The sequence below is a fragment of the Spiroplasma poulsonii genome, assembly GCF_009866525.1.
Taxonomy (GTDB): Bacteria; Bacillota_I; Bacilli_A; order Mycoplasmatales; family Mycoplasmataceae; genus Spiroplasma; species Spiroplasma poulsonii.
In genome coordinates this window covers 1,267,825-1,293,406 of the sequence record NZ_CM020866.1, presented here as the reverse complement: position 1 = coordinate 1,293,406, position 25,582 = coordinate 1,267,825, and the positions used below count along the sequence as shown (strand labels likewise).

The 25,582-nt window shown below is 25.0% G+C and carries 26 protein-coding genes and 1 pseudogene; 16 read left to right on the top strand and 11 right to left on the bottom strand.

What is annotated here, in order from left to right; genetic code table 4:
- Both MSROBK_RS07275 and MSROBK_RS07270 read left to right on the top strand, forming a co-directional pair.
- A partial coding sequence (locus MSROBK_RS07275) for a hypothetical protein (protein WP_438944474.1) occupies positions 1 to 197 on the top strand: 197 nt, incomplete at its 5' end.
- A 19-nt stretch (positions 198 to 216) separates the two neighbouring features.
- Entirely contained in the window at positions 217 to 735 is a 519-nt protein-coding gene (locus MSROBK_RS07270; RefSeq protein WP_105628931.1) for a lipoprotein, read from the top strand.
- Positions 736 to 762: 27 nt separating this feature from the next.
- Here the strand turns inward: MSROBK_RS07270 and MSROBK_RS07265 are convergent, their stop codons facing one another.
- From MSROBK_RS07265 to MSROBK_RS07245, 5 genes are read right to left on the bottom strand one after another with little or no spacing between them, the layout of a single operon-like run.
- Positions 763 to 3,978 carry a hypothetical protein gene (locus tag MSROBK_RS07265; RefSeq protein ID WP_105628932.1) on the bottom strand — a complete coding sequence of 1,072 codons (3,216 nt, stop codon included), beginning with the start codon at positions 3,976 to 3,978 and terminating at the stop codon, positions 763 to 765.
- 3 nt (positions 3,979 to 3,981) lie between these two features.
- Positions 3,982 to 5,373 (bottom strand): hypothetical protein, encoded by a 1,392-nt coding sequence (locus MSROBK_RS07260; protein WP_040092835.1) that lies wholly within the window; start codon positions 5,371 to 5,373, stop codon positions 3,982 to 3,984.
- The gene (locus MSROBK_RS07255) at positions 5,366 to 5,644 is read right to left on the bottom strand and encodes a hypothetical protein (RefSeq protein WP_040093566.1); all 279 of its coding nucleotides are present in this window, start codon (positions 5,642 to 5,644) and stop codon (positions 5,366 to 5,368) included. The genes MSROBK_RS07260 and MSROBK_RS07255 overlap by 8 nt, the downstream gene beginning before the upstream one ends.
- Positions 5,644 to 7,101 carry a PBSX family phage terminase large subunit gene (locus MSROBK_RS07250; protein WP_159373227.1) on the bottom strand — a complete coding sequence of 486 codons (1,458 nt, stop codon included), beginning with the start codon at positions 7,099 to 7,101 and terminating at the stop codon, positions 5,644 to 5,646. Before MSROBK_RS07250 ends, MSROBK_RS07255 begins: the two co-directional genes overlap by 1 nt.
- Positions 7,094 to 7,492 carry a hypothetical protein gene (locus MSROBK_RS07245; protein WP_040092461.1) on the bottom strand — a complete coding sequence of 133 codons (399 nt, stop codon included), beginning with the start codon at positions 7,490 to 7,492 and terminating at the stop codon, positions 7,094 to 7,096. The genes MSROBK_RS07250 and MSROBK_RS07245 overlap by 8 nt, the downstream gene beginning before the upstream one ends.
- A 252-nt stretch (positions 7,493 to 7,744) precedes the next feature.
- On the opposite strand from MSROBK_RS07245, the gene MSROBK_RS07240 reads away from it, so the two are divergent.
- The 9 genes from MSROBK_RS07240 to MSROBK_RS07205 all read left to right on the top strand — a co-directional run bounded on the left by MSROBK_RS07240 (position 7,745) and on the right by MSROBK_RS07205 (position 14,801).
- Entirely contained in the window at positions 7,745 to 9,088 is a 1,344-nt protein-coding gene (locus tag MSROBK_RS07240; RefSeq protein WP_084217997.1) for an Mbov_0401 family ICE element transposase-like protein, read from the top strand.
- Between the two features lie 223 nt (positions 9,089 to 9,311).
- Positions 9,312 to 10,373: an alpha/beta hydrolase gene (locus MSROBK_RS07235; protein ID WP_040093777.1), complete on the top strand. Its 1,062-nt coding sequence runs from the start codon at positions 9,312 to 9,314 to the stop codon at positions 10,371 to 10,373.
- 2 nt (positions 10,374 to 10,375) lie between these two features.
- On the top strand, positions 10,376 to 11,773 hold the full coding sequence (locus MSROBK_RS07230) for an amino acid permease (RefSeq protein WP_052443525.1): 1,398 nt from the start codon (positions 10,376 to 10,378) through the stop codon (positions 11,771 to 11,773).
- A 182-nt stretch (positions 11,774 to 11,955) separates the two neighbouring features.
- A complete protein-coding gene (locus MSROBK_RS07225; protein ID WP_040093776.1) occupies positions 11,956 to 12,279 on the top strand; it encodes an OB-fold nucleic acid binding domain-containing protein in 324 nt (107 codons plus the stop codon).
- An 82-nt stretch (positions 12,280 to 12,361) separates the two neighbouring features.
- A complete protein-coding gene (locus MSROBK_RS11775) occupies positions 12,362 to 12,610 on the top strand; it encodes a hypothetical protein (protein WP_227991190.1) in 249 nt (82 codons plus the stop codon).
- Entirely contained in the window at positions 12,586 to 13,059 is a 474-nt protein-coding gene (locus tag MSROBK_RS07220) for a hypothetical protein (protein ID WP_227991188.1), read from the top strand. The genes MSROBK_RS11775 and MSROBK_RS07220 overlap by 25 nt, the downstream gene beginning before the upstream one ends.
- A gap of 19 nt (positions 13,060 to 13,078) precedes the next feature.
- The gene (locus MSROBK_RS07215; protein ID WP_040093775.1) at positions 13,079 to 13,720 is read left to right on the top strand and encodes an MBL fold metallo-hydrolase; all 642 of its coding nucleotides are present in this window, start codon (positions 13,079 to 13,081) and stop codon (positions 13,718 to 13,720) included.
- A gap of 322 nt (positions 13,721 to 14,042) precedes the next feature.
- The gene (locus MSROBK_RS07210) at positions 14,043 to 14,399 is read left to right on the top strand and encodes a hypothetical protein (RefSeq protein WP_040093774.1); all 357 of its coding nucleotides are present in this window, start codon (positions 14,043 to 14,045) and stop codon (positions 14,397 to 14,399) included.
- A gap of 33 nt (positions 14,400 to 14,432) precedes the next feature.
- The gene (locus tag MSROBK_RS07205) at positions 14,433 to 14,801 is read left to right on the top strand and encodes a hypothetical protein (RefSeq protein ID WP_133165066.1); all 369 of its coding nucleotides are present in this window, start codon (positions 14,433 to 14,435) and stop codon (positions 14,799 to 14,801) included.
- A gap of 229 nt (positions 14,802 to 15,030) precedes the next feature.
- Here MSROBK_RS07205 and MSROBK_RS07200 read toward each other — a convergent pair.
- Positions 15,031 to 16,019, bottom strand: a pseudogene (locus MSROBK_RS07200) (IS30 family transposase).
- 110 nt (positions 16,020 to 16,129) lie between these two features.
- Here MSROBK_RS07200 and MSROBK_RS13960 point away from each other — a divergent pair.
- The 3 genes from MSROBK_RS13960 (at position 16,130) to MSROBK_RS07190 (ending at position 18,901) form a co-directional block, all read left to right on the top strand.
- The gene (locus MSROBK_RS13960) at positions 16,130 to 16,582 is read left to right on the top strand and encodes an IS5 family transposase (protein ID WP_040092446.1); all 453 of its coding nucleotides are present in this window, start codon (positions 16,130 to 16,132) and stop codon (positions 16,580 to 16,582) included.
- On the top strand, positions 16,567 to 16,965 hold the full coding sequence (locus MSROBK_RS13955; protein WP_242441474.1) for a transposase family protein: 399 nt from the start codon (positions 16,567 to 16,569) through the stop codon (positions 16,963 to 16,965). Before MSROBK_RS13960 ends, MSROBK_RS13955 begins: the two co-directional genes overlap by 16 nt.
- 199 nt (positions 16,966 to 17,164) lie before the next feature.
- Positions 17,165 to 18,901, top strand: a complete 1,737-nt coding sequence (locus MSROBK_RS07190; RefSeq protein ID WP_040093771.1) for a hypothetical protein — start codon at positions 17,165 to 17,167, stop codon at positions 18,899 to 18,901.
- 37 nt (positions 18,902 to 18,938) lie between these two features.
- Here the strand turns inward: MSROBK_RS07190 and MSROBK_RS11770 are convergent, their stop codons facing one another.
- Both MSROBK_RS11770 and MSROBK_RS11765 read right to left on the bottom strand, forming a co-directional pair.
- On the bottom strand, positions 18,939 to 19,091 hold the full coding sequence (locus MSROBK_RS11770) for a hypothetical protein (RefSeq protein ID WP_227991186.1): 153 nt from the start codon (positions 19,089 to 19,091) through the stop codon (positions 18,939 to 18,941).
- Between the two features lie 12 nt (positions 19,092 to 19,103).
- On the bottom strand, positions 19,104 to 19,262 hold the full coding sequence (locus MSROBK_RS11765) for a S1 RNA-binding domain-containing protein (RefSeq protein WP_227991183.1): 159 nt from the start codon (positions 19,260 to 19,262) through the stop codon (positions 19,104 to 19,106).
- A 450-nt stretch (positions 19,263 to 19,712) separates the two neighbouring features.
- On the opposite strand from MSROBK_RS11765, the gene MSROBK_RS07180 reads away from it, so the two are divergent.
- Positions 19,713 to 21,110 carry a ribosome-inactivating family protein gene (locus MSROBK_RS07180; RefSeq protein WP_040093770.1) on the top strand — a complete coding sequence of 466 codons (1,398 nt, stop codon included), beginning with the start codon at positions 19,713 to 19,715 and terminating at the stop codon, positions 21,108 to 21,110.
- Positions 21,111 to 21,124: 14 nt separating this feature from the next.
- Positions 21,125 to 21,604, top strand: a complete 480-nt coding sequence (locus tag MSROBK_RS07175) for a lipoprotein (protein WP_040093769.1) — start codon at positions 21,125 to 21,127, stop codon at positions 21,602 to 21,604.
- Positions 21,605 to 21,618: 14 nt separating this feature from the next.
- On the opposite strand, the gene MSROBK_RS07170 is transcribed toward MSROBK_RS07175, so the two are convergent.
- Genes MSROBK_RS07170 through MSROBK_RS07160 form a run of 3 tightly spaced genes read right to left on the bottom strand, consistent with a single transcriptional unit; the run spans position 21,619 to position 25,575 of the window.
- Positions 21,619 to 24,039 (bottom strand): hypothetical protein, encoded by a 2,421-nt coding sequence (locus tag MSROBK_RS07170; RefSeq protein ID WP_040093768.1) that lies wholly within the window; start codon positions 24,037 to 24,039, stop codon positions 21,619 to 21,621.
- A complete protein-coding gene (locus MSROBK_RS07165) occupies positions 24,039 to 25,292 on the bottom strand; it encodes a hypothetical protein (protein WP_040093767.1) in 1,254 nt (417 codons plus the stop codon). Before MSROBK_RS07165 ends, MSROBK_RS07170 begins: the two co-directional genes overlap by 1 nt.
- Positions 25,293 to 25,305: 13 nt before the next feature.
- Positions 25,306 to 25,575 (bottom strand): hypothetical protein, encoded by a 270-nt coding sequence (locus tag MSROBK_RS07160; protein WP_040092761.1) that lies wholly within the window; start codon positions 25,573 to 25,575, stop codon positions 25,306 to 25,308.
- Between the last annotated feature and the right edge of the window lie 7 nt (positions 25,576 to 25,582).

Below are 25,582 nucleotides of genomic sequence, written 5' to 3'. Positions count from 1 at the left end.
CTGAAAATTTATCTAATCCAACAAAAGAACAAATTAAAAATAAACTAAAAGAAATGTATACCGACTTAGATATTACAAAAATCAACGTTGAGAATATTAGTAACAGTAGCGCAAAAATCATTTCCGCTGATGAAAATGTTTATACTAATAATGTAAATGTTAACTATACTGTTTCAATAGATTCACTTAATTGATAATAAAATAGGAAATAATCAAATGAAAAAAATATTAAGCCTTTTAGGAACAATCACTTTAATTGGAACAAGTACAACAAGTTTAGTTGCTTGTAATACAACACAAAAATATACACCTGAAGAATTAGCAAAAATAAAACAAGAAAACAAAATTAAAACAAACAACCAAGAAATTAGAGATAATTTAGAATGAATAGCACCACAAGAAAAACCATTTAATAAAGTTGATAACAAATGATATTATGTGGTTTGAAAAGGTAAAACACAATGATATATAACAAATTTTTTAAATAATGAAAAAATAAATGAACGTGGCAAAAAAAACTTAAAAGAAGAAGAAGGATGTGAAATTGGTTTATATCGTTATAGTTTAAATTATGAAGTTGATTTGTTTAATTATGAGCCATCTAAAATGACAAACTGACCTTGAAGAATAGACAAAGGAACTCATTTTAAATCTGTTTATCGTTGAAATTTAACTACAACAGAACCAAAATTAGTTATTGATAATGATGGTAATGTGAAAGTTAAAGGAGAATAAAAAAGAGATATTAAATCTCTTTTTCTTTTATCTTGGTGTAAATGTAATTTTAACAGGATTATTACTATTATTTATCATATTTAAAACACCTAAGGCATTTACATCTATTGTTATATCTTTATCATTACCTAATGAAGTATTATTTGTTAAACAATATCCTAATAATTTAGCAAGTAATACTTTTGAAAATCTAATTTTTAATTTCATATCATTTGTATAATATGCTTGTAAATATGTTTCTGTAATTTTATTATTATCATTATCAGATAATTTTGTTATTTGAAGTAAAAAGTTAATATCTCAGTTTCTTCATGAAATAGTATATTCACTTTGATAATTTCCACTAGATAATCCATTAGTATATGCAGTCACATATATTGTTTCAGTATCATTTACTTTTATATTCTCTGTATACAAAGTTTTTGTACTTTCAAAATTAACATTATCTTTTTGTGGCAATCCCTTTTTGTGTAAAGTTGCATCAGATAGTGGTCCAAAATTATATTCACAAGTAGAATAACCTCCTAAAATATTAACATTTCTATCACGAATAAAATGTTTTATATCAGGTTCAATACAACTAACTTGTAAATTGTCAAGATTACTTATTTCAATTGTTTTATAAGAATCTTGAAATTTACTTATACTTTGAATTGTTGGGTCAATTTGTCTTAAATCAATTTCTATTTCATAATATCCTTTATATTCTGTTGTATTATCAAATAAATTAATAAAACTTTTAGGATTATTTGAGTGTTTACATTGTGGTGGTGCTGTAATTTTAGTTTTTAATGCTTGTCCTGTTTTAGCATCTCAGATATCTTTTGTATAAGGTTTATAGTTATATGGTACTGGTGGCAAGACATATTCTGGGTAATTAAATGTTGGTATTTCATAGTCATGTGGTAATAAGAAACTAGTTTTATAATTAGTTGTCATATCGCGTAAATAATTATTTAATGTACTTTTTGTTTTACCTCTAAAACTCCATACTGATAATTTTAAGTAATCTTCTTCATTATTAGTATATGGATTATCTGCATAAAAGATGATTTCAAAATTACCTTTATATAATGCTTGAATTGAAAACATATCAATAATATAACTACAATTTGTTCCATCTGGTGTTTGTAAGAATTCGCAATCATTATCTTTTTCACTATCACTAACTGGTGTTTGAGCGTCAACTGATTTGGTTTTTTCATTAATTAAATAAACTCGGTTAGTTTTTTCATTTAATTGTTTTAAATTATAAGTTGAATAAACTAATTCTTTTGTTGGTTTACCATCCTTAGTTAAAACAATACCTTGTACTTTATCAGTTAATAAAGTAGTAAAACCTAAACTATTAGCATTTGCACCAAATATAGCACCAACTTTGTCGTTCCCTTGTTCTCTAAATATTTCAAATGGTAAATAACCCTTACCTTTTGATTTTTCAGACCAAAAGGCATCATTATAAAAACTATAAATATTAGCACTCATAAAACCATTAAGTCATTGAAAATTAGGTCATGATTTTTCGTCTTGGTTAATTACTCAACCTCATGGAATACCAAATGAAATAAAGTTTAAGAACTTACCAACTCCGCCCGGTATCGTAAAAGGATTAAATACTAATTTTTGAGTATAGTTTAAAGGTAATACGGTAACTTGGCGATTAATAAAATTATTCATATTTAAAATATCTCAAACATTACATGAACCCATTTTGCTATATTCAATTTGAACTTGACCTACTGTATTACCAAATTCATCTTTTCTTCTAAAATATGATGATGCTTGAGTACTAATAATATTATCAACATTACCGCCATTTACTTTTATTTTGTTTGGTGGTGTTATTTTTCAATCTTTAGATCAATAAAATTTAGAGTTTTTATCTTCTTTATGAATATTTCTACCAACACTAGAATTAGTTGCTGATGTAGTAGTGGGGTCGGTTATAACAATGCCCTCACTATTTTTCTGTTTTCAAAAATCATATCTACTTTCCATATCTTTTTTTCAATCTTCATAACCAGTTATCATTGTTGGTTGAATACCTTGAATGTTATATCAGCTTACTTCTGGTGATGCATAATTATTAACTTTGTCGGGTGGACAAGGATACATGTTATACATTAATAAATCTCTTGAATTCATAACTTTTTTATTAAATTGACCTTTAATAATTGGCCGACCAATTACAGGCATATCAAAAAAGATAGGATTACCATAAAATTTAACTGCCATTGCTCTAACCCCCGGGTCTTTTAATAAAACTTCATCTAATTCAACAATACCTTTATTTAGTTTTTCATCATAAGTTATTTTAGGAAAACAATAACCTTCACCTGGGGCACTTGTTTGTATAAATTGTCTTACTGATAAACCACTATTACTAATTTTGTCATTAATACTTGAAAATGTAATTTCTTGTCATAAAAAACTACCATCATAAGGTGAATAATAATTAATAACATTAGATGGATATAATCATTGTCTATCTTGTGGTGCAGAATTAATATTACCCCCACCAATATTTAAACCACGGTCATTAAATACAGTATAAAAATTATAATAATCATTAATATTTAATTTATTGACATCTTCATCTAAAATTAATAAAGTATATTGTCTTTCAGTTGATTGTTGAGTAAATACTTGTTCAAATTTAGCTTCACCAAATTGAATTGAACTTCTATCATCAATCATATAAGCATCTCAATATTTCCCAACCTTAACTTCTTTAGTATAAAAATTATCTGCTTTATTATCATTATTCATAAAATAACTTAATTTATATTGCTTTAAGTATTCTAGCATTCTATTAATATCATAAATATTTTCACCATCAATTAATTTTCAATAAACATTATTATTTTCATCTTTTAATTTTATAGCAAAAGGTGTTTCATTATTGGCTCATATAGTTGAATTAATTGGCTGTTTATTAAAATCATCAATCGTTAATATATTAATTTCTTCACCTTTATATTTTTGTACTATTTTTAAACTATTTTGTCATTGAGCAATAGTACTTTCCATATTATCAAATATGCGTGAATAACTACCATAATCACTTGGTTTTGCATTATTAGGTTTTCATCCTGTTTCAGTATCAGGGATATATGAACTATAAACATTAAAAGGAAATACCATTCAATGACGATTGTCTTTTATGTTTTCTCTGATATCTATTAAAGTATCGTGGGCTTGTCTTCTTAATTCTTCGATAACTCCGGGATTAATTCTACTCATTTGTTAATTCTCCTTAATTTCTGTTCTACCTTGTAAGGCATTTTGATTATTACCAGTTTCATCATATTCTAGTAATTTATTATTATGTTCAATTTCTTTGGTTTGCATTTTATCTTGTCATTTTTCTATTTTTTCAAAATATTTGTTTGCTTCTAATTCATCAATATTATCATATTCAGTAATTGCTCTTATTGGTTCCATTGTGCCATTATCTAATCTAGCAGTAATTAATTCATTTTGTCGCATTTGGTCAACTAAACTAGCACTAACAAAATCAAAACCATAAGGTCGTTCACCAACACCATCTCATAAACCATAATATTTTAAAACAGTATCAAACATCTTTGTATAATATTGTTTACGATATGCTTGTAAATATGCTTGTTTTTCTAAATCTTTGGTTTTAGTTAATAAAGATTGTGTTTTATTTTGGTCATTATCTGATTTATCACCAAAAGGACTAGAAAAATGACATGCTAAATATACTTGTTCAATAATTGATTTTTCGTCTTCGGTATATGTTTCTAAGGTTGGTGTACCTTGTACTACTTGTAAAGATTGTGATAATTGACCATCTACTGCTGATTGACCTGATTGAATAAAAATATCATCAAAAGCATCTTGTAATACTTTTTTATTGCCTTTGTTATAAGCAGTCATTAAATCATCATCTAATACCCCATATCAATGAGTACGATTTGCTCATCTTTCTTTTGATTTAATATTAAAACTATCTTCTAAATCAAATTGTAATTTATAACAATTTGCCATAGTAGGCCATGGGTTTAATGTTGTTGAAGTTGATAAAAATAATGGATTAGGTTCATTAATCATTTCTCAAAAAGGGACAATACCTAATTTGTTTTTAAATTCTTGTACTAAAACAGGTCTAACATCATCTTTAATTTGTGTTTTACTTTGCCCAACAACTACTTCATTATTTTTTGGTCAACCTTTAATAATTATTTTATCTTTGGTACAAATTAAATTTAAAATAAAACCACTATCTGATTGATGATAATTTAATCAAATATCAGCACCTTGTTCAATTTCATTTATTTTGCTTACTCTTGAAGTAAAGTTAAATGGGTTAATTCATAAATCAATATTGCCATCACTAGTTTCTAATAAACCAAAGATAGTTTTACCCATTAAACTGGCTGTTAATTCATTTTTATCTAATTTTTCTTTTATTTTATAAGTTTCATATCATCAATTTAATTTTTCTAAAATGTCTTTACGATGAGACTTAAATAAAATATCTTTACCATTTACTAGTCGCATTTGATGGCGAGCAATAATATTTGCTAAATTAATAGTTCAATCATAATTATAAAATTTTAAAACACTATTAATATCATTTAAGTTTGGTAAACTAGGGAAAGTATTATTCATTGTTATTTTGCTCCTTTAATTTTAAAATAAGTGCATAATTAATAATATTTACTGTTAATAAATTTGGTTCATTTGATAAAACTTGTACACATACTTTAATTTTTTGATATTTCTTAATATATTCGTTATATAAATTTAATTTACATATTGCTATATTATCTTTTTTTAATTCTTGACAAAGTCTTTTTTTAACTTGTCCACAAACAGACATATAAGGTCTTTTTGCATTTATTACACGTTCATCATGTATTACATAAATATCTTTTTTCATTAAGTTAATCACTCCCTTTGTTGTCATAATTTATAATCGGATGAACTATTATGTTTAACCATTGGTATTAATTCAAAGTGTAAAGCATAAAAATCACTATCAAATGTATCATCATATAAATCTAACATTCGTTCTTCTCTTACATCGGGTTTATCTTCTCATTGAATTAATTCATATTGGGTTTTACTTACAGGACATTTTTCTCATAATCATTTTAATTGATTAGTATTTATTAACATTGTAAATGCTTCTACACGATGTTTTATTTTAAACTTCTGCTTTTGTGCTGGTTTAAAATTCATGTATTGACCAAAAGTATAATTATATTTTTCTCTATTTAAACTTTCTAATGTTGCATAAGCACTATCATCAACATTAATTGATATTCCTTGTTGTATTAAATTAAAATATTGGTTTAATTGATTGTTGTAAAACTCTAAAATATCTTTTACTTGTTCTAATGGTCCTTTAAATTGTTGCGTAGCATTTGAGTGTGTATATTCAGCAACTTTATAGGCTTTTTTATCAAATGAATTATATATTCAAAAGCTCGATGCTGTTGTATGTCCTTTGGGACTAGTAGAGTTTGCTAAGTCAACACCACCTAATAATTTAGTTGGTTGAATAATATCTGTTGCTTGCATAATATCAATATATCTTGCAAAGATTGAACCACTAGTATTCCGGCATCCTCAACTTCATACTCTTGCTCTTTCAATATCTAATTGTTCTAATCTTAATTGTTCATTAACTTTATCTTGTGGTAATTCGTAATTAAGTCTTCAACTAGAATAATGAATAATAATCTTCATATTTCATTTTTCAATATAATTAATTTGTTCATATTTACTACGCATTATTTGTTCATCAAAAGGCATTAATTCATTACAATAACCAACAATATATCTTTTTAAACTCTCAGGATTACATGTATTAATTGTTATTTTATTTTGATAACCACGAATAGCAAACTCTAAATCACTTAAATCTTTTTGTTGAAATTGGTCACATTCTTCTCTTCAATCAATAACTAATTTATATTTATTCAAATCAGCAAAAGCTTTTAATTTTTCTTTCCGACTTGGTGAATGTAAACCTTTACAATATATTTTGCTCCCATTTGATAAAGTAAAAGTAAAATTAGATAAATTAATAGTATAAGGAATATTATTTTCATCTAACATATTTCATATATTTTGAAATACACTATCTTTTAAATCTTTACTCCAATACATACTAGCAATGATACAAATTGGTTCTTTAATCAATAAACTAATTTTTAATAATTCACCAAACATTTTAATATTTGAAATAGTCTTACCACTATATCGTGTCCCAATTTGATTAATTTCATTAACTAACTCATATTTCTTTGCAAAGGGATATTTATTACCAACATTACTATTTTGTAATAACCAATAAGGTGTTTCTAACAAATAAGTAAAATGATTAAGCATTATTATCACTTTCTTTTTTAATATCTCTAATATCCGTTTGTAAATTAACAATTATTGGCTGTTGATTATTTAAGTTTAATTCTTGTTCTAACTGTTTTTCTTGCAGTGAATATTTATAATTAAATGCTCGTTGTCAATATAATTTAGCACCATCAGGTGATTTCATCATAAAATTAATTATTTCACTTTCAATTCTATCAACTTGTTTTTCAAGCAAAGGAACTATCTTTTCGCTCGCATAAGTATCATATCTTCACTTGCGAGAAAGATTGAATTCATTGGTTAAATCATTCAAAGTATATGGTTTATTAGGTGATTTATTTTCTCAAAATTGCTCTATTTTACGATAAAAAGTCGCCAAACTTGCTGTTTTTGGATTAAATTCTTTCATTTTTACTCCTTTTATATGGTTAAATATAAGTAGAGAAAAACATGTACAGAAGAACTTAACAGGGTTCTTTTTTTTTATTATCTATATTTTACATCAAAATAAAAAAAAGTAAATTACTTTACTTTTTTCAGTTAAATTAATTTGCTAATAATTAACACTTAAATTATAACATAATAAATAAAAAATAATATCTTTTTTTGCATTTTTATTATTTTTGTGTTAATGTGTAGAACTAAGGAAAGAGGGTAAAAAATGATGAATGTTGATAACAATTTTTTTAATAATTTTATTAATTTATTATATATACAGAGTATTGAAATTATTCAACAAAGTTCAGAAGATTATGATGAATGAATTTTTAAAAATTACAAAATTGATAAAACTTTAAAAGAATTTAAATATTATAAAGTAAAAGATAAAATTGAAAGAACATTAGTAATTTTAAATGGAAAAATAACTTTTAAAAGAAGAAGATATTATAAAATTAATCCAGAAACAGGTAAAGAAGAATATATTTTTCCTTTGGATAAACTTTTAGGAATTGAAAAATGACAAAGAATAGATAATTCTGTTAAAGAAAAAATATTATCATTTATTACTGAGAACAAAAGATATAAAGATATTTTAGATACTATGGAGCATGTAAAAATTAGTTTAATGACAGTATCTAATATTATGAAAAATGCAAAAACTGACGAAGAATATTACTTTAATAAAAGTAATAAAAAAATAGATATTCCACACACTTTATATATTCAAATGGATGGTACTTATTTGAAAATGTTAGATTCAACAAAGCAAGGAAGAAAAAAGATAAAAAAACATACGATAGCATGTACTGTACATACTGGGTATGATGAAGAAAAATATACTGTAAAAAGACCTGTAATCGCAAATAAATTAGGTGTTTTTGAAATGGATAATATTCCAGATTATCTTAAAAAAGAAGCAAATTTAAAACCAGTTCTTATAAAATTATTTACTTTAATTGAAACTCATTTCAAATTGACACCTAATATTGAAATTATGATTTTAGGTGATGGTGCATTATGGATTAAAAATACTAAAAATTTTATGCGTCAATATTTTCCTAAAAATAAAATTCACTATACAATAGATAAATTTCATCTTACAAGTAGATTTAAAAAACTATATCCATATCAAAGTAAAAACAAAGAAAATAGAGAAATATATCATAAAGCAGTTGATAATTTTTATAATGGTAAATATGAGGGATTATTACAGTGTTTAGAAGATAGTAAATCTTTTATAAGCGATGCTAAATTAATTTTTTTGAATAAAACTATTAGATTAATTAAAAATAATAAAGAAGGAATTGAAAACCAAACACTATGGAATAATATTGGTTGTGATATTGAAGGTGATATTTCTCATTATTGAAAAGGCACTATAATTAAAAAAGCTATTTATAGTGAAAAAACTATTAGAAATAAATTAAATGCTAGTATGATGGGATTAAAAAATAAAATTAATTTATTTAATACTAATGAACAATTGTTAGAAGAAAATAAATTTAATTATTCAGTTAATAATTTTGTAAATAATAATTTACAAAAAAACTTATATTTTTATTAGTTTTATCTAAGAAATTAAATAACTTTAATAAAAATGTATTTTTTTTGTGGAAAAATTTAAAAAAATAGAAAAATATATTGACAATAAAATTAAAAGTAATACAATCTAAATAAGTAAGTGGTATATTATTCCACAATTTCTAAGATATTAATTTAAGACCCCAAAATAATTTATACGACCAAAAATTTTGTTAGAGTAAGAATATTAAAAAGGGAAAGAAAAAATGAAAGTAATTGAAAAAACACCTAGTAAGCAAACATTAAATGATGGTTATCATAAATTTTGTTTTAATTGATGACGCATTTTATGTGTGATAGTATTATTTCCGTTAGTTTATTTTCGATCAAAAAAATATGTTAAAGATTTTTTTACATTTATCCAAACTTATCAACGAAAAGGGTTAATGACAATTGAAACAACAACTTTTGATTTTAATAGTTTTGAAGTATATCACCAAGATGTTATTGCAAAAAAATTAGATCAATTTAATTTTGTTTTTAGTAAAAAAGAAGAAACAGCAATGCAAATGGTGACGATTTTAAATCGCCATCAAGCACCAATTAGTGCGCTTTATTTACAACATTCTAATTCAAAGAAATGAGTAATTGGTTTGCATGGTTGAACGGAAAATAAATATTTAGGGTTACGACAAGTATTTTACTTTTATCAACAAGGCTACAATGTATTAACTTTTGATAGTGTTGCACATGGTTTAAGTGCGGGGGACTATACCGCTATTGGTTATTTGAATGCCCAAAATTTAAGTGATGTTATTCAATGACTTCAAGATAGTTATTCTGTTGAAGAAATTGGATTAATTGGGAATAGTATGGGAGCTGCTTGTTTAACAAAATATTTAATTGATGAAGGTTATCAAAATCCATTAGTTCATTGAGCAATTAGTGATTGTGGGTTTAGTAGTTTATTAGTTCAATTTCGTTATGTGATGCAATATCGTTATCAGCATCCATGGTGGTTAATTAGCTTTGGTTTAACAAAGAAATTTAACAAAGAAATTGGTTTTAATTTACGAAAATATAATTTATTAAAACATACCAAGCGGTTAAAAGATTTTCCAATGTTAATTATTCATGGTAATTACGATGATTTTGTTCCTTACTTTATGAGTAAAGAATTTTTTACTCAAAAAGCAAAGTTTGAACCAACCGGTCAAAGTGAATTAGTATCCTTATTAAACATTAACCATGTTGAAGCGATTTCAAAAGGGCATCAAGTTTATCTTGCGGCTATTAAAACATTTTTAGCACAACAAGAAAGGAAATAAGGATGAAATTACAAAGAAAATATGGGTTTTGACAGATTTTAGCATTAGCAATTTCAGCAACATTAGGTTCTTCGATTTTAGTTTCGTTTGGCCAAGTTGCTTTTCAAGCACAGTTTAATCCCATTTTAATTATTATTGCTTGAATTTTAGGAGGTTTATTAGTTTTACCAGAAATGTTATTATTATCCGAAGGAGCTACTTCGTATCCTGAAAATGGGACAAGTTATTACTGAATTAAACGTGCAAAATGAAATGCTTGTTCATTTTGGTTTGGTTGAATTATGGTATTATTTGTTAGTGCAACAGCTATTGCAACTGCTTGTTTAGCACTAGGCAATATTTTAATTACCTTATTAAAGTTAGATAACCAATGATATGGTAAATTATTTGGGATTATAATTTTATTAGTGTTAGTTATTATGCAAATTTTTATTAAAAAAAGTAGTGGTTATTCCCAAATTGTTTTTGCTTTACTAAAAGGATTTCCAATTGTTTTGCTTTTAGTTATTGCAATGGTTTATGGTAATACTGCTAGTTTTACTGATGATACAATTAATAAAAATTTAAGTCAAATTTATCTTTCATCATTTTTATTATTACCAGCAACAGCAATGACAATGTTTGCTTATTCGGGGATGGAAGCAATTACGTATGTTAGTGGGGAAATTATTAATCCTCGGAAAAACATTCCGCGGGCAATGATTACCGCGACAATTGCAATTGTTTTATTATATATTATTTTAGCAATTGGATTATTAACAATTAATAAACCACAGAATTGATTAGGACCAACGGGTTTTAACAATGTATGATATTATGCGATTAGTAATAATCCTACGATTCCATCATTTTTAAACTATTTATTTTCAATTTTAGCAATTTTTATTTTTGTGGGATCATTAAATTCATTTTTAGTGTATCATTCACGGTTAATTTTTAAAATGAGTGAAGAAAACGATTTTTTTGCCTTTTTTCAAAAGACAACGAAACGAACTAATATGCCATATTTAGCAATCCTCTTTTTAGTCGTGTTAGCAATTATTTACATTTTATGAACATCGTTGTTTAATGTCACAAATTATTTTATTATTGCTGTTAGTGTTTTAAAATTCATTACAATGATTACCTTAATATATTTACGCCAAAAGGATGTTAAGTATCAATCCCTTTATCGAAAACCAGTCTTTATTATTTTAGTTATTTTAGCATTAAGTTTATGTACAATTACTTTTATTGGTTCAATTTTAGCAATGTATTATTATGCAACTGTAACGGCGAATATGTGAGAATTATGGAATTGTTTTATTGTGTTGGGAATAATGTTAGGTGGTTATCCACTTTATTATTTAAAAAAATGATTAGAAACAAAGTGTAACGCTAAAAAACAACGTTCACAGTAATTATTAAATGATGATTTTGTAGAAAAAGATGAACCTTTTTCAAAATAATTTTTTTTAAAATTATTTTAATGATATAATGGTTTTGTTCATATGACAATATAATAAATCTTTCTTTTTTTCAATTAAAATATAAGGTATGATTTTAAGTATTCATTTGAATAAGAGAAAGGAGGACCGTAAAAGTGTATAATAATAGACCGAATCAAAAGTTTACCAAAAGAACTGATGATATTATTAACGACGAAAAGTTTTTATTAGCAGATAAACAACCTACTTTAAAAACAGTAACTAGTAAAGACGGCCAAACAAGAGATTTATGTGAATTTTGAGTTTTAGATAATGGTGAAGAAGTGCAATGTGTAGTATGAAATGATTTAGCAGAAAGATTTAATGCTGAATTTAATCTAGATGATTTTAAATCAGTTATCATTTCTTATCGTAAAAATCTTAATAGTTTTACTGGAAAAATGCGTTATAGTGTACGTCAATTTTCATTTACTAACTAATGCTTTGTTTTAAAACAAGACTTTTTCTTGAAAAAATGGTATAATAACAAAAGATAGAAATTAAGAGGATGAAGGAAGTTTTATGGAGAAAACATACGTAATAAAAGTATTGGCGAAAAAAGACGCAAAATTAAATTATAAACAGGCGATGACACTAACACAAGAAGCTTTAGCAAAGGAAACAGGGGCTGTTGATCCAAAAATTTTTTACGTTTTAAATGATATCGCCCAACACAAGAAGTTTTTGAAAGCATTTATTCTGCTGCTGTATGAGCAACAAAAATTGGATTTGAACGTTATTATGATATGATTCCGAATAATAATGAATTAAAAGATGTTATTTCTTTTAAAGCATTATATAAGGGTGTTATGAATGTTTTTGTTAAAATTGATGATGAAGTTCAAACTTATGGTGAAAACATTATTGCGATTACTGATTATGCGAATTTATTGTTGACAATTATTTCTGAAATAATTAAAACTAATTATATCCGTACTACTTTTTACGATAAACATATTGACAATCCTAATGTTAAATCTTTTTTAAGCCATTTATTAGGTGGTGCTGCCTTAGGAATTGCCCGTTGATTTGGATATCGTCTTGAAAATCAAGATGATGGGCATGAATTATTACAAAAGTTATATGTTATGAATATTAGTAAAATCAAAGGTTTAGATCACGATAACATTAATGACGTTTTATTTTTAATTGAAGATTTGTTGAATTACATTGAATCAAACTCTTACTTTATTGAAGAGTTTAAAGAAACCGAAGAGTAAGACAGAAGGAGAACTACTGATGGCAAAGATGAAAAATTTTGTAGATGCAACTTATGATAATCAAAATGTTTATTTAATCATTAATGATCAAAATGAAGCAATTATGATTGATGCCTCAAATGCGGCAAAAGATGCAATCGAATATATTAAACAAAAAAATCTGACCTTAAAAGCCTTGTTTATTACCCATGGTCATATTGACCACTATGATGGGATTGATGATGTATTACAGCAATGTCCAGATTTAAAAATTTATATTCAAAAAATTGATTTACGATTATTATCGCAACATAAGGTTGATGATACAACTGGAGAAATTCTAGGACCAGGCATTGTTTATCCATTAACAAATCTTGTTCCGTTAATTGGTGATACTGTTGTCGAAGAAATTGGTTATCAAATTGAAGTCTTTCATATTCCTGGTCATACCGCCGGAACACAAATGTTACGAATTAAAGCCTTAAACTTAGTAACAACAGGGGCAAGTTTAATGCCTGATAAAGCAAGCCCAGGGTATACGGGAGCAATGTGTAATGATAATTACTTTGTAACAGAGTTACGTCGTATTACAAACTTGGAACCAATATGACAGGTTTTACCTGGTCATAATAAACCATTTTTAATGCGTGATGCCCTTGACCAAAACCTAATTCCAACATAAGATCATTTTTAAAATAAAAGTAGTCTCATCAATATGAGACTACTTTTATTTTTTATAATTAAATTATTACTAATAGGTATTAATGTAAGGATTCCTATTATCTTCAATTTTCTCTTAATATTGATGTCTTCTGTAAAAAATATTTTTAAAATTAACATATTTAATTATTTATATTGTGATATGAAAATTTAGGTTAAAATGTAAGTGAGCAAAATTGAGAGCAGTAATAATCATATGCTTGCTTTTTTTGTCATAATTAAAAATGGTTCAATATGAACAGTTTATGAATTATTGAAGCACTTTATACAAAAGGAGAAAAAATATGAAAAAATATTTATGAGCTATTTTAATAAGTTCATTTTTAGTTATTTCACTTGCTAGTATTATTATTTTTTTTACAAATAATAGTTTTAAAACATCAGATAATTTAAAACAAATTGTAGAACCAAGTCGCGGTTGACCAGCAAAAGATATGAGTCAATTCAAGATTTGACAATTTTTATATAATGACACTCAACAAAAAATTGTTGCAACAAATGAGAAAATGATGGAAGGTTTTTATAGTTTTTATCGTAATGAATATGATAAATATCGTGATACAGCTGAAGGAAATATTGGTAAACCGGGTTATGATGAAATTTGTCTTCCCCTTGCTGAAATTAATGATTATATTGAGTAAAAGATTGTTTTTTTTTATGATATGCAAAAATTTATGGCCTTAAGTTTACGCTCGTATTTTATTGAAATATCAATCAATCAAATTATTGATCCAGCTGATAATAATATTAATCCAAACGAGTATTTAAACTTATGAGTTATGAAGTATTTTCAGGCAGGATTTTATTTTCAATGAGCAAAAATTTGAATTCAAGATTTAGGCCGAACAATTGAAAAATCAATTGCTGTTGATTTTTATGTATTTGGGTCATTAGTCCCTCGTGATAAGGATAATAACCCGTTGTGATCACAAGGTCCTGATCCAGTTGCCGCTGCAAAAGTAAAACCACGGTTAAAACTTGATGATGTAATGACAAATATGATCAATAAAGTTTATAACATTGTATTTGGGAGGGAAAAGTAAAAATGATTATTTTAGAAAATATTAGCAAACATTATGGTAAAAATCATGTTTTAAAAGATGTATATTGTAAATTCAAATGACACACTTTATTTAATTTCATTATAACACAACAAAATAAGTATTCAATATAATTTTATTTTTAAAATTATGGTTTTTTTATCTAAATTTATGAATTTAGACACACTAAAAATAATTTATTAAATTATTTGATTAATTCAATAAAAAATTATTAAATATGTGATGATAAATTTAAAAATAATTGTTGTGAAGTTAACCACTGTAAACAAGCCCGTGGTTTATTGTTAATAACATCAATAACTCAGTCTATTTCTTGTTGAGTAATATTATTAAAATCTGTTCCTTTAGGAAATCAATGCCTAATATCTCTATTAATTCTTTCAACTAATGGTTTTTGAGTAGGCGTTCCAGCATCACAAAAATAAACATTAGTACAAGCAATTTTTTCTATTTCTTTTCAGTTACTAAATTCTTTGCCTTGATCTGTAACAATTCCTTTAATATTTATGGTTTTGAAAATCTTATTATTTAAAATTTTTTTATTGCTTTTGTAACTTCTACGACTGAATTTTCATTTAATTTTTTACAGAAAGTTTTTTTGCTTAATTCTTCTGTTAAAACTAAACAACTAGATTGATGGTCTTTCCCAACTACTGTATCCATTTGAAATCAACCAAATTCATATTTATCATGTTTTGCTTGCTCAATAGTTTTAAAATTTCTTATTTTTCCACGGTTATCTTTTCTATTTTTTGTTTTAAATCTTTTACCATGAAAATACAAATTTTCTTTTGATAAATTTAAAAGGCCAGAATAAATATATTTATACAAAGTTTTAACACATATAGGAAATTTACTGCCAAATTCTTTTTCATAGTTTTTACAAATTTGCTCTGGTGTATCATGGTACTTATTAAATCTTTTATCTAATCATCTTAATTTTTCATCTGAAAATATAATGTGTTTAATACATTTTTTTCTCTTTTTTCAATAGTCATCCTCTGCTAATTTAGGATCATAGTTGTTATTTTTTAACCTTTTTATTTCTCGTTTAATTGTATAACGGCTTTTATGCAATATTTTTGCTATTTCAGATATATTAGGTTGATCATTCATTCTTTTTAGTGAATCAAGTTCTAATAAATCTTTTAACATTACTCTTTCTTTAAAAGTAAAATGATGAAAAATTTTTAATTTCATGTTTATAAATTCCTTTCATTTTTAATTGCATTAAATTATATTAGACTTCTTGCGATACCCTTTTTTATTAAAATATTATTATAAAATATAATTTATGAGGACATAAAAATATGAACAATAATAAATTTAATACTCTTAATGATAGAGAATGATTAAGATTAACAGGAATAAAAAAATCCACTTTTAATAAAATGTTAGATATTTTAAAAGTTGCTGAAATAGAAAAATTTAAAAAAGGTGGTAAAACTAATAAATTATCATTAGAAAATAGATTATTGATGACTTTATTATATTGACGAGAATATCAGACTTATTTTCATCTTGGTAAAAGTTTTGATATTAGTGAGGCTAATTGTTATCGTAATATTAAGTGAATTGAAGATATTTTAATTAAAAACTCTGATTTTCAACAACTTGCTGGTAAAAAAGCACTAATAAATGATTATTTTAATGATAAAACTATTATTATTGATGCTACCGAAACTCCAATCCAACGCCCAAAAAAAGACAAAAACAATCTTATTCTGGTAAAAAGAAAAAACACACGATCAAAACACAAGTAATTATCGAACAAGAAACCAAAAAAATTATTGCAACAAGTTTTTCGCTCGGAAAAAAACATGATTATGCTTTATTTAAAGAATCAAAAATCCCAATTTTAAAAAATACCAAATTAATAGTTGATAGTGGTTATCAAGGAATACAAAAAAATCACAATAATGTTCTAATACCTACAAAGAAAACAAAGAAAAACCCTTTAAACAAAGAACAAAAGCAATATAATAGACTAGTTTCAAAAATGAGAATTATTATTGAAAATATTTTTGCTATTCTTAAAAAATTTAAAATTATTACAGAAAAATATCGTAATCGAAGAAAAAGATTTGGTTTAAGATTTAATTTAATTGCCTCAATTTATAATTTACAATTATTATATTTAACATAAAATATTTATTTAAAATTAAATAATTTAAATAATAAATTAATTTTTCGTTGTGGAAAAATATTAAATTTTTAAATAAAAAACATAATTAATTAAAATTATATTTTTCTATTAGTATCTTTTTTACAAATATTTGCAATTTTTTAACAAGTAATGCAAGAAGTCTATTATAATTTATAAGTAATGTAAAATGGAGGTTATTATGAATCAATTTAACAATATTAATAACAAAAAACGAATTACTAGTTATGAACATTTAAATAAAAAATATGATTTAAATTTTAGCGACTATAATTTTTGTTTTGATTGAGAAGTATTTAAAGATTTTGTTGGTGATAGTTATGCCCGATATTTTACTTCGCCAACTTTTTTTAAGTTTGTTTCAGCGGGGCGGGGTACTAATAAAACATGAAATCATCTAGCTGAAAAATTATTTTTTGCTTGTAATTTTACTGATGCTTCATCTAATATTTTACGAAGATATGCTAATACCCACGAAGATACTACATTTGGTGATACAATCAATGTCTGTAATTATCTATACGATAAATATGGGATTGATATAGGACCCGATAATGAAAATGGCATTGTTTGACCTAAAAATGTTAAAGAAGGTGGTGATATTATTTTTCCTAGTGGTGTTCGTATTGCTTTTGTTTGTTATGCTAATGGTAATAAAATTATGGGGAAAGTTGGTAAAGGTAGTGGTATTATATCGGCATGAACAGATGAAATGATCCATGCCGAAGAAAAAGAAATCTTAACTGATAAAGAACTAGATAAAAGATATAATAATTTAAGAGTTTCAATGTTTCGTTCAAAAAGTTTAAAAGTATCTTATGAAAAATACATGGATGAAAATGATAATAAACAATATAATTTGGATAATCCTATTCCAATAAAAGAATTATCTTGAACATTTCAAGAATGAAATAATGTAACAAAGCAATATATGACAGTAACAACATATTTTCATAAAACATATTCCAACCAATTTACTTTTAATCCTTTTGATAAATATCATGTGTTTTATGAAAAATTTGTAACGCCATATTTACCGTTAAATGAAAGAATTAAAACTATTTTAAAAGAACAAAATCAAGTATATTCAGAAAATAAACAAGCATTTAATGGTTTAGGTGTTTTTAATTTACGATTAACAATGGGGGCTGTTTGAAATAAAATACCTGACATTACTAAAAAACTTGTTTTAGCAAATAAAGAAGAACGACCCGATTTATTTGAATTAGAATATTACGGTTTTGAATATAACGATAATGACCCCAGCATTTATGTTTTACGAAATTATCGTAAATATATTAAAGAGTATAATTTACAAGATTTTTATAATACAAGCACAAAACAGTATCAATTTGATAGTTATTCAATTGGCGTTGATTATGCTAATGGAAGTCAAGACCATACTGTATTTTTATTTAGTGGTTATAAAATTAATGAAAATAATGAATATGATAAATATTTAATTGAAGAAAATGTTGTTACACCAAAAAGCACAATGAATTTAAATGAAATAGTAGAACATTATGGTCAATGAATAATCAATACTTTTGATAAATTTGATGGTTTTGAATATGCAACATTCCATTATGATATTAATGCCCATGACTTTATGCAAAAATTACAAGAAGATATTTACCCTTATTTAGGCTATAAAATTAAAATGTTTAAAGCCAAAAAACATCAAACATCTCTTAATAAAGAAGCGGGTATAATCAATCGTGTAACATGAATAAGAAAAATGTTTGTGCAAGGCAAAATATATGGCATATTAGATAATTTCCCATTTTTAGATAAGTGCATTAGTGAATTAAGGTTTAGCGATACCAAAACAAACACACCCGATAGTAAAATGTACCACGACCCATATGATGCTTTGTTTTATGGTTCTTATCCATATCGTTTTAAACTGGGATTATAAAAAGGTTTTTAAACCCTCTAAAATTTATAAATTTTATTTACTTTTTATTTATTAAATTAGTATTTAATGACTTTTCTAAACTAGATAAATTTTCTTGCATTTTATTATCATCATCATTTTTCAATAGTTCAGGATGACAATTTTTATAACTTAATTTAAGATGTCTTCTAATTTTATCAAAATCCAGCACCCCAACTTCAATTTAACTACCAACATCAAAAAAATCTCTAATATCTCTAACAAAGTAATCTGAAACTTCACTAATGTGAATTAAGCCATCAGCTCTTTCTGCTCGACAAAAAGCACCATACGAAGTAATGTTTGTTATTTTAACAATAACTTTATTTCCTTTTTCATACATAAAGTTAAATATACTTCCTTTCTTTAAATATTTTAATTATATCATTAAAACTATAAAAATCATTTGCACGAATTGGGCGAGCGGTTGATTTTCTTAAATTTTTGTGATAAAATGATTTATAAGTTAAAAAAGATTTTGAGGTTCTTTCAAACAAATTTGGGAACCTTTATAAAATTCTTCGCTTAACGCTTAGAATTTTTCCCAAGGATTTTGAAAAGTGCAGCAAAAGTTTTTTTAAACTTTAAGTAATTTTTCGCAAAACTATAGAAAATCCCGCGAGCCCAGATTAGTACTAAAATATAATTACAATAATAATTATTTATATAATTTCCTTTCTAAAATATATTTAAAAGTGCTTGTATATATATATATATATATAATTATATATATATATAATGTCAATAGATCTTGATAAAAAGTTTCAAGATGAAAGAAAGGAAATTATACAAAATGAAAAAACTGTTAAGTTTATTAAGTGTCTTAACAATTAGTGGAACTGCTGTGCCAACAACAATTGCCGCCAGTCCTTATGAAAAACAAGAAGAAAATAAAACACAAACATCAACTGAATATTCTATTTTTAAAAATGATGCGTCGTTTAAAACACCAAGATTATATGTTAATTGAAATGCTAATGATTATTTTGATAAATTAAAAAAACAAATTTTAAAAAGTTTATTAGATAATGGAATTATATTAAATTTAAACAATAGTGGGGGAACATCATACTTTGCTATTAATAATACACAATTTAATTCTTTTGTTATTCCTTTTTCTGTAGAAAGAGATAATCAATCAATTAATATTGACTTAGTTTTTAGATCAAGCGATTTTTATTTACAAGGTTTTTCATATGATACAATATATTATCATTTTTCCGATTCTACAATAACAAGTATTAATGGTCAAACTCCTAGAAACTTAAATTTTGATTCAAATTATAACACTCTGATCGGTGATTCTAACCCCACAATAAGTTGATCAGGTATAGAACAAGCTTTTAATGATTTAGTAAATTATGGTGAAAACCCCGGAAACAACTCTGTAATCAGAGGGGCATTAGCTCGCGTTATTTTAGCAACAGCAGAAAGTATGCGTTTTAGACAAGTTAGAGAAAATATTGAAAGAACTTATAATCAAAATATTCAATTATATTGAAGAGATTATTTTTACCCAATTATAACTAATTGATCAAGAACCACAAGCGAAGCAATTAATTATTTAGAAGAACATGAAAATAGTTTAGATGGATTTACTCACATTAGTAAGATTTTAATATTTACTTCAGTAATTTTAATGCATTTAAATAGTTGTGGAAGTTTTTACTATAAAAATAATACAACGTGTTATGATAAACCAATATTATCAAAATTTTTAACTGAAAATCAACAACCAGTAGAATATTTTTTAGAATGACGTAACGGAGAAGAAAAAATTGGAATACTTGATATTAATTTAGGCAGAGAAATTCCAACTTATTATAATAAAATTATTTTTTTTAATGAAGAAGAAAATAAAGAGGTATATTCAAAATTTTCTTGAGGTGGAGATTCACATTGGGGTTGAAATGTAAATGATATTTTTAAAAATAAGAATATTAAAGATATTATTACTAATGTTAAAGTTGTTTCTGATCCAGATGCTAAAAAATATGCAAATAAAGAATTAATTGATATTAAATGACGTGGTTCAGCAAGAGGTAAAGTATATACTGGTCTTACATTTTATTGAAAAGAAGATAATACTTGACATTTACAAATTTTAACATATTTATACGGTGAAAGTTGAGCAAGTTGAGGTGGCGGTGGTTCATGACACAATCTTGGCAGACGTATTGAATTATCTTAAATTAAAATAATTAAATGAAAAAAATATTAAGCATTTTAGGAACAATCACTTTAATTGGAACCAGTACAACAAGTTTATTTGCTTGTAATACACCACAAGAATATACATCCGAAGAATTAGTAAGATTAAAAGAACAAAATAGCAAAATTATAAATGGCAATAAGTTAGAATGAATAGCACCACAAGAAAAACCATTTATTATTGTTGATAATAAATATTATTTTGTTGTATGACGTGGTGATAAAAATGAGAATTGAAGAATTGTTAAATTTAAACATTTTGAACAAAAAGAAAAAATTTTAGATAAGTATGATAAATATGAACTTAAAACATCACATTTTGGTGGTGATTTATTTATTTATAAAAATGGATTTGTAAGTTATGATTGAAATAAAGATAATGGAACTTATTTTAAATCAGTTTATCATTGAAATAGTGACGATAAACCAAATACAGATGTAGAAAATCAATTAAAAAGTTATTTAGATTTATAAATCTAAATTACTTTTTATACTTCTAATGCAATTAAAGATAATTTTTCATTGTCCTTATTAAATAATTGTAAATTATTAATATTAATTTGTTCTTTTACAGGTGAATAAGAAAATATCACACTATTTGATTGTTTTAAAAAATCAACAACTGCAATATTTGAATATGATTTTTCATCTTCAACACCATTTTTTCAAAGATATCAGATATCAAATTCTATTAATTGCAAGTATGTATTTCTATCTTTTCCGCTGACTTTAGTTCCGATCGGAGTATTTTGAATTAGTTCTAAGTTTATATCTTTTCCTTGAATAATTTTTTCATTTGGTTTTTCAATAAAAATTCTGATATCATAGTTTCCATAATTTCATATTCCAGATATTTCAATTTGATTTAAATTAAATAATTTTTCATGCTTTTGAAAAGTTATTACAATACTATCTTCAACTAAATTTTTAATCATATTCATTCAAACTGCTTTAGAATAAAGTAATCTATATCATTGCGAAAAATAGTTTAAACAGTCTTCTATTTTGTTGTTAGAAACAATTAAATTAGTTAAATACTTACCATATTCTCCATCGGATAATTTAATTTCTGCTGGAATAAGAGAAGGGATATTGTTTGTTTCTAATTCATTTGTTATTGGTAATCAATTAAAATAATTGGCTTCTAATTGATAAATAGGATTTTCTGAGATATCTTTGTTTTTAACAGCCACTTTAATCTTATCATCATTGTTGCTGATATTATTTTTATTTTTTAAATTTCAGTCTGTAATTTGTCCTGTTTTTAAATAAATAATTGGTAAATTGGGCTCATTGTGACTATTTCAACGATAAACTGATTTAAAATAAGTTCCATTATCTTTATTTCAATCATAACTTACAAATCCATTTTTATAAATAAATAAATCACCACCAAAATGTGATGTTTTAAGTTCATATTTATCATACTTATCTAAAATTTTTTCTTTTTGTTCAAAATGTTTAAATTTAACAATTCTTCAATTCTCATTTTTATCACCACGCCATACTACAAAATAATATTTATTTTCAACATTAATAAATGGTTTATCATCTGCATAAACTTCCATTCAATAATTTATTGGTTCAGGTGGAATAGGTCCACTACCACCAAAATAAAAATACATTGAATTTAATTCAACCTTGCAATTTTCAAATACTCAATATCCTGTTTCTAATTCTCGTGGATTAGATACTAATTCAAAATAATAAGGTGAAAACAATTTAACATCATCATTATAACCTTTATTAATTGCGTATTTACTATATGTATAATTTGATAACATGTATATCACTTGTTTAATTCTTTTTACATATGTTTTATGTAATTCACTTGGATTGTTTAATTTTCAGTTTTCAAATAAACCATCAAGAACATCTTCGGGTTTTTGTCCTTCAAATTTTTGTCTTAATATAGATGCTTTATTAGTAGGATTCCCTTTTTCATCGTATTTTGCTCCTTGAAATTTTCTATCATAATTATAACGATATGTTAAATAATTTAATAATACTTTTTCTAAACAATTATTTTTAATTAAACTTAAAATATTATCTGGTTGAATATATATTTTTGCAATACTTCATGGTAAAAAACTTTCAGTAAATCAATATTGAAATACTCTTAAATTAGGTTCTGTCTCTATTGGCATTGATAATAACGGTACTAAACTAGCATTTTCAATGATTGATGAAGGATAAGAATAAACACCATTTATATTGCCTCAGCATTTAATATTACCAAATAACATTGATTTAGGGTATTTAATCTCAATTCCAGTAAAAACAGTATCTTCAGGCAATGATTTTTGTAATACTAAATGAATGCTATTTTGGTTTTTTCATTTAAAGTCAGTTATTTTAACTAAATGCGCAGATTTAATAATATCAACACCATCGGATGTATAAGGTCGTTTATATTCTTCGATGATATAGCATTCATTTTTATTTTCTTCACTAATTGGTTCATTAATAGAAATTATTTTTAAGTCTAGTGTTTCTAAAAATGCTTTGTCTTTTTTTGAAATATTATTAATTAAAATATATTTTTCATCAATCATGACATAACTTGTGCTATTATCTTGGATTGTGGTGTTTTGCTGTATTTGTAATTTAAAATTAAAGTCACTAATTTCATAACCCATTATTTTAATATATTCATCTTTATCAATAAAACCGATTTTAACGCTATTTTGAGAGTAGTTTAAGGTTGGTTTTTGCTTTGTCTTAACAAGATTATTGATTTTATAAATATATAAAGTTCTTGCACGGCCTTCTGTAAATAATTGTTCTAAATCGGGGTCACTGTACTGCGATTGATTAGAAAAATCTAACGGGATACTATCAATTGAATAATCAATTGGTTCATCATTTTCTGCTAATTGTGCTAACATTTTTTCAGATGGTTTTAACATTATTCTTGTTCTCCTTCTTCATTAGGTATATTGATAATATTTTCGTTGTTTTTTAGTTGTCTGTTTAAAGTAGCATTTACTGGTAAGTGAACATCAACAATTAACTCATCAATATTTTTAATATTAAATGTTCTACTGTTTAAAATAGCATTATCATATTTAATTAACTTAATAATTAATTCAGTTAATTTAATTTCTCTAATATATATCATTTGTTCGTATGATGCGTTTGTTTGAATATTTACACCAGCAACCTCCGCCTGAGTTTGTTGGGCTCCCTTAGCGATAGCAGGAACATAATGGCGATTTATTTTATAGTAATTAGTTAATAATCAATCATATATTTTGGTTAATTGTTCACCTTTAAAATTACCAGCAATATAGTCTACTGGCTGAAAATTACTATCAGGGTCTCATTCAACTAATAACAAGTCATTTTCAATAAATGAAGCCAACATTTTACTAATTTCTTGGTCAACCACACCAGTAACCCCATTAGTATTAATGGTAAATTTACCACTATTTAATAATGGGTCTAACATTATTTTTTCAGCAATAATATCTAAAATACTAGCAAATTGTTTACCATAACGAGCAGAAGGTTCAAAATTAGGATTATTAGGAATAATTTCAATTGGAATAAAATCAATTGGTAATATTTCTTCTCTTTGTAATGTTGTATAGTTATTTCATTTTGCATCACCAATATATAAGTCGGTAATAGTACTGTATAATCTTGTTTTTAACTTTCTAATAACTTTTACTTGTTTAGTTACATAATCAATTTCTAATTTTTCAGTAATAAAAACACTCTGGTCATTTTTAATATAAGGGTCATAATCAAAAGTGCAAGATACTAAATTGCCCAATTCATCATACTGGTCATTATAAAAATCAATAGTAATAAAATTAAGTTTTGAATTATTAGCAAAAATAAAATATGCACCTTTACCATTCTTATTAATTTTATATTCGTTATATCAATTCTTATTAGTAAAGTCTTGCATTTTTAAAAAGCTATTAATTAATTTAGTATCTATTTTTTGATTAGTAAGTGGATTATAAATGCTAATTTCTAAATCTCGCGGATTTAAAAAATTAGCATTATCTTCACAAATTCTTTTTTCTAAAATCTCATTATGTTTTTGAACAGTAACATTTTTACGATTAGTAATCGTTGATGCTAAATTAAGATAGTAACTATCAATATCATATTCTTTTTTTAATTTCTTTTTGGCTGGTAACAATCCCATTTATAACACCTCTTTATTTTGTATCTTCTTTTTTAATAACATCTTCAATACTATCTTGTTTTTGTTGTTTGTTATGAGTTTTGATAAATCTAATAGTTTCAATAATTAAAACAACAACCCCAAAACCATTAAGCATTGCACCAATAATTACATATGCAGGTCAACCAATCCCTAATTTAGTAGGTCCTATAAAACAAATAATAATTCCTGCGATAAAAAACAATGATGAAACTCCAAAGATTTTCAAAAACATAATTACATCTTTAACTTCTACTTTTGGCATAAAAACA